This window comes from Streptomyces sp. NPDC057697 (genome assembly GCF_042799335.1).
In the GTDB taxonomy this organism is placed as follows: domain Bacteria; phylum Actinomycetota; class Actinomycetes; order Streptomycetales; family Streptomycetaceae; genus Streptomyces.
The window spans coordinates 1-13,391 of record NZ_JBHVJA010000027.1 but is presented as its reverse complement, the minus strand read 5'-3'; the positions used below and the strand labels follow the sequence as shown (position 1 = coordinate 13,391).

Genomic DNA, 13,391 nt, shown 5'->3' with positions numbered 1-13,391 from the left:
GCGGAGCTGACTGCCGCTGATCTGGACCGGATCGTCGAGGCGATTCCGGGTGGTGCGGCGAACATCGCGGATATCTATCCGCTGGCGCCCTTGCAGGAGGGCATTTTCTTCCATCACCTGCTGGACGCGGAGCAGGGCAGGGATGTCTATATTCTGCCGACGGTGCTGGGGTTCGGTTCCCGGGAGCGCGTGGACGAGTTCCTTTCCGCGTTGCAGCGTGTTGTTGACCGGCATGACATTCTGCGGACGGCCGTGCTGTGGGAGAACCTTTCCCAGCCGTTGCAGGTCGTTCAGCGGAAGGCGCCGTTGAGGGTCGAGGAGGTCGTGCTCTCCCGGAGTCCTGGTGATGACGCGACGGCTCTGCTGCTCGCGGCATGTCCGGCGTCGATGGACATCCGGCTGGCACCGATGATCGATGTCACGATCGCTCATGATCCGGGTGGGGATCGCTGGCTGATGGCCTTGCGGAGCCATCACCTGACCCGTGATCACCAGGCGTTGGAGATCCTTCTCGACGAGGTGCGTGCGCATCTGGAGCACGAGGAGGGGCGGCTTCCCGAGCCTGCTCCGTACCGTGATTTCGTGGCGTACTCGCGTCTGGCGGTTTCGCCGGAGCAGCATCGTGCCTACTTCGAGCGGGTGCTCGGGGAGGTGGAGGAGCCGACCGCTCCCTACGGCGTCATGGACACGCACGGTGACGGTAGTGGAACCGGTGAGACGGTGGTGGAGCTCGCCTCGGAGGTCGCTGAGCGGTTGCGGGCGCAGACGCGTCGCCATGGTGTGAGTGCGGCGGCGTTCTTCCATCTGGCGTGGGCGAGGGTGGCCGCCGCGACGACCGGCCAGAACCGCCCCGTCTTCGGAACCGTCCTGCTCGGACGCATGGAGGCCGGAGAGGCTTCCGACCGTACCCCTGGCCTCTACATCAACACGCTGCCGATCCGGGTCGACGCGACGCAGGCGTTGGGCCAGGGCCTGGGCGTGGTGCAGGCCCAGCTGGGCGAGCTGTTGCGGCACGAGCACGCGCCGCTGGCCCTGGCGCAGCAGGCCACCAGCCTCCCCGCGCAGAGCCCGTTGTTCACCTCGCTCCTCAACTACCGCCACAGCCCGGGTGCCGCAGACGGCGGGACCGGCCTCGCGGGCATCGAGGTCCTGTACGGCCATGAGCGCACCAACTACCCGCTCATGGCATCGGTCGACGACACGGGTGTCGGGTTCCGGCTCTCCGTGCAGGCCGGTCACCCGATCGACTCCGAGACGGTGTGCGGGCTGCTGCACACCGCCGTCGACAACCTGGTCGGCGCCCTGGAGGAGCGCCCGGACACCCGGCTGGACCGGATCGGCGTCCTCGACGACCAGCAGTACGAACAGCTGCTGGCCGCCTGGAACGACACCGCGCGCGAGATGCGCCCCGCGACCCTCCCGGACCTCTTCGAGGCACAGGCCGCCCGGACACCCGACGCCGTCGCGGTGGTGTTCGGCAGTGGCACGGAACGGGTGGCACTGACGTATGCGGAGCTGAACGCGCGGGCCAACCGACTGGCCCACCTGCTGAGGGCCGACGGGGTCGGGCCCGAGCAACTGGTCGCGGTGTGCCTGCCGCGCTCCACCGATCTGGTCACCTCGCTGCTCGCGGTCACCAAGACGGGAGCCGCATACCTGCCGCTAGACCCGGACTACCCGGCCGAACGCCTGGCGGCGACGCTGGCCGACGGACGTCCCACGGTGCTGATCACCACCGGCACCACCATGGACGCGCGCCTGGGCGCCGAGGCGGGCGCCCGGCGGATCGACCTGGACGACCCCGCCGTGTCCGACCCCCTGGGCCGGCAGCCGGTGACGGACCCGGCGCGCCCCGGGCACCACCCGGAGAACCCCGCCTACGTCATCTTCACGTCGGGCTCCACCGGCCGCCCCAAGGGCGTCGTCGTCCCGCACGCCGCGCTGAACAACTTCCTCGCGGCCATGAACGACCGCCTGGGCATCGACGAGAACGACCGGCTGCTCGCCGTCACCACGATCGGCTTCGACATCGCGGGGCTTGAGCTGTATCAGCCCCTGCTGTCCGGTGCCACGGTCGTCCTCGCCGACCGTGACGAGGTACGCGACCCTGAAGCCCTGCGGTCCCTTGTCGCCCATGAGTCCGTCACGGTCATGCAGGCCACGCCAAGCCTGTGGCAGGCGCTCGCGGGCGACCGTGCCCTGCGGTCGGTACGCGCGCTCGTCGGCGGCGAGGCACTCCCCGCCGAACTCGCCCGTACCCTGGCCGAGACGGCCGTCTCCGTCACCAACCTCTACGGCCCGACCGAGACGACCATCTGGTCCACAGCCTCTACCGTCACGGCGGACACCCCTGTCTCCATCGGCCGGCCGATCCTCAACACCCGCGTGTATGTGCTGGATGCCGCGTTGCGTCCGGTGCCTGCCGGTGTGCCGGGCGAGTTGTACATCGCAGGCAGCGGCCTGGCGCGGGGGTACCTGGGCCGTCCGGGTCTGACGGCGGAGCGGTTCGTGGCGTGCCCGTTCGGTGCGGCGGGTGAGCGGATGTACCGGACGGGCGACCTGGCACGATGGCGTGCGGACGGGACGCTGGACTACCTCGGCCGTACCGACGAACAGGTGAAGGTACGCGGCTACCGCATCGAGCTCGGCGAGATCGAGGTCGCTCTCCTCGGCCAGCCGGGCGTCACCCAGGCTGTCGCGGTTGTGCGCGAGGACGTTCCCGGGGACAAGCGGCTGACCGCCTACGTGGTTCCCGCCGAGGGAACGGCTGACGGCACGGCGGTGGATCCCGCGGTGAGCCCGGCGGTGGACACCGCTGCGCTGCGGGCGGGCGTTGCGGCGGCGCTGCCGGAGTACATGGTGCCGTCCGCGATCGTTGTACTGGATGCCCTGCCCCTGACCGCGAACGGCAAGCTGAACCGCCGTGCCCTGCCGGCTCCCGACCGCACGGCGGTGGTGGAGGTGTCCTTCCGGGCTCCGGAGACCGAGGACGAGCGGCTGGTCTGCGAGGCGTTTGCCGAGGTGCTCGGGCTGGAGCGGGTGGGTCTCGATGACAATTTCTTCGAGCTGGGTGGGCATTCGCTGCTGGCGGTGACGTTGGTGGAGCGGTTGCGGGCGCGTGGGGTGTCGGTGTCGGTGCGGGCGTTGTTCCAGACGCCGACGCCGGCCGGGCTGGCTGGGCTTGTCGGTGAGTCGGGTCCGGCGTTCGTGGTGCCGGAGAACCTGATTCCGGCGGGGGCCGGGGCTCTGGCTCCGGAGATGGTGACGCTTGCGGAGCTGACTGCCGCTGATCTGGACCGGATCGTCGAGGCGATTCCGGGTGGTGCGGCGAACATCGCGGATATCTATCCGCTGGCGCCCTTGCAGGAGGGTATTTTCTTCCACCACCTGCTGGACGCGGAGCAGGGGCGGGACGTGTATATCGTTCCGACGGTGCTGGGGCTCGACTCGCGGCAGCGGGTGGACGAGTTCGTCTCGGCCTTGCAGCGTGTCGTTGACCGGCATGACATTCTGCGGACGGCGGTGCTGTGGGAGAACCTTTCCCAGCCGTTGCAGGTCGTTCAGCGGAAGGCGCCGTTGAGGGTCGAGGAGGTCGTACTCTCCCGGAGCCCTGGCGATGACGCGACGGCTCTGCTGCTCGCGGCATGTCCGGCGTCGATGGACATCCGGCTGGCACCGATGCTCGATGTCACGATCGCTCATGATCCGGGTGGGGATCGCTGGCTGATGGCGTTGCGGAGTCATCATCTGACCCGTGATCACCAGGCGTTGGAGATCCTTCTCGACGAGGTGCGTGCGCATCTGGAGCACGAGGAGGCGCGGCTTCCCGAGCCCTCCCCGTACCGTGATTTCGTGGCGTACTCGCGTCTGGCGGTCTCTGCGGAGCAGCATCGTGCCTACTTCGAGCGGGTGCTCGGGGAGGTGGAGGAGCCGACCGCTCCCTACGGTGTCCTGGACACGCACGGTGACGGTAGTGGAACCGGTGAGACGGTGGTGGAGCTCGCCTCGGAGGTCGCTGAGCGGTTGCGGGTGCAGACGCGTCGCCATGGTGTGAGTGCGGCGGCGTTCTTCCATCTGGCCTGGGCGCGGGTGGCCGCCGCGACGACCGGCCAGTCCCACCCCGTCTTCGGAACGGTTCTCCTGGGACGTATGGACGCGGGTGGCACGGCCCATCGCACCCCCGGCCTGTACATCAACACGCTGCCGATCCGGGTCGACGCGACGCAGGCGTTGGGTCAGGGGTTGGGCACCGTGCAGGCTCAGCTGGGCGAGCTGTTGCGGCATGAGCACGCGCCGCTGGCCCTGGCGCAGCAGGCGACGAGTCTTCCGGCGCAGAGTCCGTTGTTCACGTCGCTTCTCAACTATCGGCACAGTCGTGGGGCTGCGGATGGTAGTGGGGTTGAGCTTGCGGGTGTGACGCCGCTCTTCGGGCAGGAGCGGACGAATTATCCATTGACGGTGTCGGTCGATGACACGGGTGTCGGGTTCCGGTTCGTGGTGCAGGCTGCTGCTCCGATGGATTCGGGTGTGGTGTGTGGTCTGTTCGAGACCGCGGTGCTGAATCTGGTGGCGGGGCTTGAGGAAACGTCCGGCATGGTGCTGGACCGCGTTCCGGTTCTGGATGACCAGCAGCGCGCGTTGGTGGTGTCGGGGTGGAACGACACGGCGCGTGAGGTTCCGGTGGCGACGCTGCCGGAGCTGTTCGAGGCGCAGGCCGCCCGGACGCCTGATGCGGTTGCGGTGGTGCATGAGGGCGAGAGCGTGTCGTACGCGGAGTTGAATGCGCGGGCGAACCGTCTGGCGCATCTGCTGGTGGCCGAGGGAGCGGGCCCGGAGGGTCTGGTCGCGATCTGTCTGCCGCGGTCGGTGGACCTGGTGGTGTCGTTGCTGGCGGTGATGAAGGCGGGGGCGGCGTATCTGCCGCTGGACCCGGATTATCCGGTGGAGCGGTTGGTGGCGACGGTTGCCGACAGTGGTCCGGTGGCGGTGGTGACCGCCGGCGGTGTGGGCCTGGGTGCGGATGTGGGTGTGCGGCGGGTTGTTCTGGATGATCCGGCGGTGCATCTGGCTCTGTCGGGGATGCCGGTGGTGGATCCGGTGCGTGTGGGGCATGGTCCGGAGAATTCTGCGTATGTGATTTATACGTCGGGTTCGACGGGGCGCCCGAAGGGTGTGGTGGTTGCGCATGAGGGTGTGGTGAATCGTCTGGCGTGGATGCAGGCGGACTACGGGATCGGCGCGTCGGATCGGGTGTTGCAGAAGACTCCGGTTGGTTTCGATGTGTCGGTGTGGGAGTTCTTCTGGCCGTTGACGGTCGGGGCGGTGTTGGTGGTTGCGCGGCCGGATGGGCATCGGGATCCGGGGTATCTGGCGGAGTTGATTCGTGCGGAGCGGGTTACGGTCGCGCATTTCATTCCGTCGATGATGCAGGTGTTTCTTCTGGAGCCTGCCGCGCGGGAGTGCGGTTCGTCGTTGCGGGCGGTGTTCGCCAGTGGTGAGGCGTTGTCGCCGGAGCTGCGGGATGCGTTCCTGCACGTTCTGAATGTTCCGCTGCACAATTTGTACGGTCCGACGGAGGCGTCGATCGATGTGACGGCGTGGGAGTGCCGGCCGGGTACGGAGACCGTGCCGATCGGTGGTCCGGTGGGCAACACCCGCGTGTACGTCCTGGATGCGAATCTGCAACCCGTTCCGGTGGGTGTGCCCGGTGAGCTCTATCTCGCTGGAGTCCAGCTGGCGCGCGGCTACCTCAACCGTCCGGGGTTGACGGCGCAGCGGTTCGTGGCGTGCCCGTTCGGTGCGGCGGGTGAGCGGATGTATCGCACGGGTGACCTGGCGCGTTGGCGTGCGGACGGGACGCTGGACTACCTGGGCCGTACGGACGACCAGGTCAAGGTGCGCGGCTATCGCATAGAGCTGGGTGAGATCGAGGCGGCGCTGTTGGCTCAGGATGCCGTGGCGCAGGCCGCGGTGATCGTTCGCGAGGACGTGCCCGGCGACAAGCGTATCGCCGCTTACCTTGTGGCCGCCGAGGGTGCAGAGGCGGAGACTTCCCAGGTCAAGGCCGGTCTGGGGGCGGTCCTGCCGGACTACATGGTCCCGTCCGCGATCCTCACGCTGGACGCATTGCCCCTGACGGTGAACGGCAAGCTCGACCGGCGGGCCCTGCCGGCCCCCGACCACTCCGCCGCCCTCGAAGTGTCCTACCGGGCTCCGAGGACCGAGGACGAGCGGCTGGTCTGCGAGGCGTTTGCCGAGGTACTCGGGCTCGACCGGGTCGGTCTCGACGACAACTTCTTCGAGCTGGGCGGGCACTCGCTCCTCGCGGTGACCCTCACGGAGCGGTTGCGTAGGCGTGGTGTGCCCGTGTCGGTACGGGCGCTGTTCCAGACGCCGACGCCCGCTGGTCTGGCGGCGGTTGACGGGACGGGCCCGGCGTTCGTGGTGCCGGAGAACCTGATACCGGCGGGGGCCGAAGTCCTGACGCCGGAGATGGTGACGCTTGCGGAGCTGACTGCCGCTGATCTGGACCGGATCGTCGAGGCGATTCCGGGTGGTGCGGCGAATATCGCGGATATCTATCCGCTGGCGCCGTTGCAGGAGGGTATTTTCTTCCATCACCTGCTGGACGCGGAGCAGGGCAGGGATGTCTATATTCTGCCGACGGTGCTGGGGTTCGGTTCCCGGGAGCGGGTGGACGAGTTCCTTTCCGCGTTGCAGCGTGTTGTTGACCGGCATGACATTCTGCGGACGGCGGTGCTGTGGGAGAACCTTTCGCAGCCGTTGCAGGTCGTTCAGCGGAAGGCGCCGTTGAGGGTTGAGGAGGTTGTTCTCTCCCGGCGTCCTGGTGATGATGCGACGGCTCTGCTGCTCGCGGCGTGTCCGGGGTCGATGGACATCCGGCTGGCTCCGATGATCGATGTGACGATTACGCATGATGCGGGTGGGGATCGCTGGCTGATGGCGTTGCGGAGTCATCATCTGACCCGTGATCACCAGGCGTTGGAGATTCTTCTTGACGAGGTGCGCGCGCATCTGGAGCACGAGGAGGGGCGGCTTCCCGAGCCTGCTCCGTACCGTGATTTCGTCGCGTACTCGCGTCTGGCCGTTTCGCCGGAGCAGCACCGTGCCTACTTCGAGCGGGTGCTCGGTGAGGTGGAGGAGCCGACCGCTCCCTACGGTGTCCTGGACACGCACGGTGACGGTAGTGGAACCGGTGAGACGGTGGTGGAGCTCGCCTCGGAGGTCGCTGAGCGGTTGCGGGTGCAGACGCGTCGCCATGGTGTGAGTGCGGCGGCGTTCTTCCATCTGGCCTGGGCGAGGGTGGCCGCCGCGACGACTGGCCAGTCACACCCCGTGTTCGGAACCGTCCTTCTGGGACGTATGGACGCGGGCGGCACGGCCCACCGCACCCCCGGCCTCTACATCAACACGCTGCCCATCCGGGTCGACGCGACCCAGCCCCTGGACCAGGGCCTGGGCACCGTACAGGCCCAGCTCGGTGAAATTCTGGCGCATGAGCACGCGCCGCTGGCCCTGGCACAGCAGGTCACCAGCCTCCCTGCTCAGAGCCCGCTGTTCACCTCGCTCCTCAACTACCGCCACAGCCCGGCGGCTGCCCCCGCGCAGGCCGACCCGTCGGAGAGCGAGACCGTCGGCATCGAGATCCTCTATGCCTCCGAGCGGACGAATTATCCGTTGACGGTGTCGGTCGATGACACGGGTGTCGGGTTCCGGTTTGTGGTGCAGGCTGCTGCTCCGATGGATTCGGGTGTGGTGTGTGGTCTGTTCGAGACTGCGGTGATGAATCTGGTGGCGGGGCTTGAGGAAGCGTCCGGCATGGTGCTGGACCGCGTTCCGGTTCTGGATGACCAGCAGCGTGCGTTGGTGGTGTCGGGGTGGAATGACACGGAGCGTGAGGTTCCGGTGGCGACGCTGCCGGAGCTGTTCGAGGCGCAGGCCGCCCGGACGCCTGATGCGGTTGCGGTGGTGCATGAGGGCGAGAGCGTGTCGTACGCGGAGTTGAATGCGCGGGCGAACCGTCTGGCGCATCTGCTGGTGGCCGAGGGGGCGGGCCCGGAGGGCTTGGTCGCGATCTGCCTGCCGCGGTCGGTGGACCTGGTGGTCTCGTTGCTGGCCGTGGTGAAGGCGGGGGCGGCGTATCTGCCGCTGGATCCGGACTATCCGGTGGAGCGGTTGGTGGCGACGCTGGCTGACAGTCGTCCGATGGCGTTGATCACGACCGGTACGACCACGGATGCCGACCTGGGTGCGGATGCGGGTGTGCGGCGGGTTGTTCTGGATGACCCGGCGGTGAACCTGGCTCTGTCGGGAATGCCGGTGGTGGATCCGGTGCGTGCCGACCATCGTCCGGAGCACCCCGCTTACGTCATCTACACGTCGGGTTCGACGGGACGCCCCAAGGGTGTGGTGGTTGCGCATGAGGGCGTGGTGAATCGTCTGGCGTGGATGCAGGCGGACTACGGGATCGGCGCATCGGACCGGGTGTTGCAGAAGACTCCGGTTGGTTTCGATGTGTCGGTGTGGGAGTTCTTCTGGCCGTTGACGGTCGGGGCGGTGTTGGTGGTTGCGCGGCCGGATGGGCATCGGGATCCGGGGTATCTGGCGGAGTTGATTCGTGCGGAGCGGGTTACGGTCGCGCATTTCATTCCGTCGATGATGCAGGTGTTTCTTCTGGAGCCTGCCGCGCGGGAGTGCGGTTCGTCGTTGCGGGCGGTGTTCACCAGTGGTGAGGCGTTGTCGCCGGAGCTGCGGGATGCGTTCCTGCATGACCTGAACGTTCCGCTGTACAACCTCTATGGTCCGACGGAGGCGTCGATCGAGGTGACGGCGTGGGAGTGCCGGCCGGGTACGGAGACCGTGCCGATCGGCGGTCCGGTGGGCAACACCCGCGTGTACGTCCTCGATGCGAATCTGCAACCTGCCCCGGTGGGTGTTCCCGGTGAGCTGTATCTCGCGGGTGTCCAGCTGGCGCGCGGCTACCTCAACCGTCCGGGTCTGACGGCGGAACGGTTCGTCGCCTGCCCGTTCGGCGCGGCGGGCGAGCGGATGTATCGCACGGGTGACCTGGCGCGGTGGCGTGCGGACGGGACGCTGGACTACATGGGCCGCACCGACGACCAGGTGAAGGTCCGTGGTTTCCGGATCGAGCTGGGTGAGATCGAGGCGGCGCTGCTGGGGCAGGATGCTGTGGCGCAGGCCGCGGTGATCGTCCGTGAGGACGTGCCCGGCGACAAGCGGCTGACGGCGTACCTCGTGCCGAGTTCGGACGCCGCCTTGGACCAGTCGGAGGTCAAGGCCGGTGTGGAGGCGGTGCTGCCGGAGTACATGGTGCCGTCCGCGATCGTCGTACTCGACGCGTTGCCGCTGACGGTGAACGGCAAGCTGGACCGGCGTGCGTTGCCGGTCCCGGATCATACGGCCGCGCTGGAGGTGTCCTACCGGGCTCCGCGTACGCCGGACGAGCAGTTCCTGTGTGAGACGTTCGCCGACATCCTGGGCCTGGACCGGGTTGGCATCGACGACAACTTCTTCGAGCTGGGTGGGCATTCGCTGCTGGCGGTGACGTTGGTGGAGCGGTTGCGGGCGCGTGGGGTGTCGGTGTCGGTGCGGGCGTTGTTCCAGACGCCGACGCCGGCCGGGCTGGCTGGGCTTGTCGGTGAGTCGGGTCCGGCGTTCGTGGTGCCGGAGAACCTGATCCCGGCGGGGGCCGAGGTTCTGGCTCCGGAGATGGTGACGCTTGCCGAGCTGACCCAGTCCGATCTCGACCGGATCGTCGAGGCGACCCCGGGTGGTGCGGCGAATATCGCAGACATCTATCCGCTGGCGCCGTTGCAGGAGGGCATCTTCTTCCACCACCTGCTGGACGCGGAGCAAGGCAGGGACGTCTATATCGTTCCGACGGTGCTGGGGCTCGACTCGCGGCAGCGGGTGGACGAGTTCGTCTCGGCGTTGCAGCGTGTTGTTGACCGGCATGACATTCTGCGCACGGCCGTGCTGTGGGAGAACCTTTCCCAGCCCTTGCAGATCGTCCAGCGGAAGGCGCCGTTGAGGGTCGAGGAGGTCGTGCTCTCCCGGAGTCCTGGTGATGACGCGACGGCTCTGCTGCTCGCGGCATGTCCGGCGTCGATGGACATCCGGCTGGCACCGATGATCGATGTCACGATCGCTCATGATCCGGGTGGGAATCGCTGGCTGATGGCGTTGCGGAGCCATCATCTGACCCGTGATCACCAGGCGTTGGAGATCCTTCTCGACGAGGTGCGTGCGCATCTGGAGCACGAGGAGGCGCGGCTTCCCGAGCCTGCTCCGTACCGTGATTTCGTCGCGTACTCGCGTCTGGCGGTCTCTGCGGAGCAGCATCGTGCCTACTTCGAGCGGGTGCTCGGGGAGGTGGAGGAGCCGACCGCTCCCTACGGCGTCATGGACACCCATAGCGATGGCAGCGGGACCGGTGAGACGGTGGTGGAGCTCGCCTCGGAGGTCGCTGAGCGGTTGCGGGCGCAGACGCGTCGTCATGGTGTGAGTGCGGCGGCGTTCTTCCACCTGGCCTGGGCGAGGGTGGCCGCCGCGACGACCGGCCAGTCACACCCCGTCTTCGGAACCGTCCTGCTCGGGCGCATGGAGGCCGGAGAGGCTTCCGACCGTACCCCCGGCCTCTACATCAACACGCTGCCCATCCGGGTCGACGCGACCCAGCCCCTGGACCAGGGCCTGGGCACCGTACAGGCCCAGCTCGGCGAACTGTTGCGGCACGAGCACGCGCCGCTGGCCCTGGCACAGCAGGCCACCAGCCTCCCCGCGCAGAGTCCGTTGTTCACGTCACTTCTCAACTATCGGCACAGTCGTGGGGCTGCGGATGGTAGTGGGGTTGAGCTTGCGGGTGTGACGCCGCTCTTCGGGCAGGAGCGGACGAATTATCCGTTGACGGTGTCGGTCGATGACACGGGTGTCGGGTTCCGGTTCGTGGTGCAGGCTGCTGCTCCGATGGATTCGGGTGTGGTGTGTGGTCTGTTCGAGACTGCGGTGCTGAATCTGGTGGCGGGGCTGGAGGAGGGGTCCGGCGTGGTGCTGGACCGGGTTCCGGTTCTGGGTGAGCGCGAGCGTGCGTTGGTGGTGTCGGGGTGGAACGACACGGCGCGTGAGGTTCCGGTGGCGACGCTGCCGGAGCTGTTCGAGGCGCAGGCCGCCCGGACGCCTGATGCGGTTGCGGTGGTGCATGAGGGCGAGAGCGTGTCGTATGCGGAGTTGAATGCGCGGGCGAATCGTCTGGCTCATCTGCTGGTGGCCGAGGGAGCGGGCCCGGAGGGCTTGGTCGCGATCTGCCTGCCGCGGTCGGTGGACCTGGTGGTCTCGTTGCTGGCCGTGGTGAAGACGGGGGCGGCGTATCTGCCGCTGGACCCGGACTACCCGGCCGAACGCCTGGCGACGACGCTGGGCGACAGCCGCCCGACTGCCCTGCTCACCACCAGTACCGGTCTCGCCATCAGCATGGCCGCGGACTCGGGTACGCGGCGCATCGACCTGGACGTGTCCGGGACGGCCACTGCGCTCGGCCACCAGCCGGATTCGGATCCGGTGCGTGCGGACCATCGTCCGGAGCACCCTGCTTACGTCATCTACACGTCGGGTTCGACGGGGCGTCCCAAGGGTGTGGTGGTTGCGCATGAGGGTGTGGTGAATCGTCTGGCGTGGATGCAGGCGGATTATGGGCTGGATGCGTCGGATCGGGTGTTGCAGAAGACTCCGGTTGGTTTCGATGTGTCGGTGTGGGAGTTCTTCTGGCCGTTGACGGTCGGCGCGGTGTTGGTGGTTGCGCGGCCGGATGGGCATCGGGATCCGGGGTATCTGGCGGAGTTGATTCGTGCGGAGCGGGTTACGGTCGCGCATTTCATTCCGTCGATGATGCAGGTGTTTCTTCTGGAGCCTGCCGCGCGGGAGTGCGGTTCGTCGTTGCGGGCGGTGTTCACCAGTGGTGAGGCGTTGTCGCCGGAGCTGCGGGATGCGTTCCTGCACGTTCTGAATGTTCCGCTGCACAATTTGTACGGTCCGACGGAGGCGTCGATCGATGTGACGGCGTGGGAGTGCCGGCCGGGTACGGAGACCGTGCCGATCGGTGGTCCGGTGGGCAACACCCGCGTGTACGTCCTGGACGCGAATCTGCAACCCGTTCCGGTGGGTGTTCCCGGTGAGCTGTACCTCGCGGGTGTCCAGCTGGCGCGGGGCTACCTGAACCGTCCCGGTCTGACGGCGGAGCGGTTCGTTGCGTGCTCGTTCGGTGCGGCGGGTGAGCGGATGTATCGCACGGGTGACCTGGCGCGTTGGCGTGCGGACGGGACGCTGGACTACCTCGGCCGTACGGACGACCAGGTCAAGGTGCGCGGCTACCGCATTGAGCTGGGTGAGATCGAGGCGGCGCTGTTGGCTCAGGAGGGTGTGGCGCAGGCCGCGGTGATCGTTCGCGAGGACGTGCCCGGCGACAAGCGCATCGCCGCCTACCTCGTGGCCGGTGAAGAAACGGCCGTGGACTTGTCGCAGGTCAAGGCCGGTCTGGGGGCGGTCCTGCCGGACTACATGGTCCCGTCCGCGATCGTCGTACTCGACGCGCTGCCGCTGACGGTGAACGGCAAGCTCGACCGGCGCGCCCTGCCGGCGCCCGATCACACCGCCGCCCTCGAAACGGCCTACCGGGCTCCGCGCACGGTGAACGAGCAGCTTCTGTGTGAGACGTTCGCTGACATCCTGGGCCTGGACCGGGTCGGCATCGACGACAACTTCTTCGAGCTGGGTGGGCATTCGCTCCTGGCGGTGACCCTCACGGAGCGCCTGCGCTCGCGCGGCATTTCCCTATCGGTACGGGCGCTGTTCCAGACGCCGACGCCCGCCGGTCTGGCGGCGGTTGACGGGACGGGTCCGGCGTTCGTGGTGCCGGAGAACCTGATTCCGGCGGGGGCCGAGGTTCTGGCTCCGGAGATGGTGACGCTTGCCGAGTTGACCCAGTCCGATCTCGACCGGATCACCGAGGTGATCCCGGGTGGTGCGGCAAATATTGCGGACATTTACCCGCTGGCACCTCTACAGGAGGGCATCTTCTTCCACCACCTGCTGGATGCCGAGCAGGGCCGGGACGTGTATATCGTTCCGACAGTGCTGGGATTCGACTCCCGGCAGCGGGTGGATGAGTTCGTCTCGGCGTTGCAGCGTGTCGTTGACCGGCATGACATTCTGCGCACGGCGGTGCTGTGGGAGAATCTTTCCCAGCCCTTGCAGGTCGTTCAGCGGCAGGTGACTCTTCCCGTTCACGAAGTGACGCTGACGCCCGCCACGACCACGGTCACCGCCACCGCCACCGCTGCCGACCACGACGACGC

General features: G+C 67.7%; 1 protein-coding gene. It reads left to right on the top strand.

Features of this window, described 5'->3' with window-relative positions; genetic code table 11:
- Positions 1-13,391, top strand: a 13,391-nt coding sequence (locus ACFVFH_RS35565) for an amino acid adenylation domain-containing protein (protein ID WP_383777053.1), incomplete at both ends; no start/stop codon positions are given.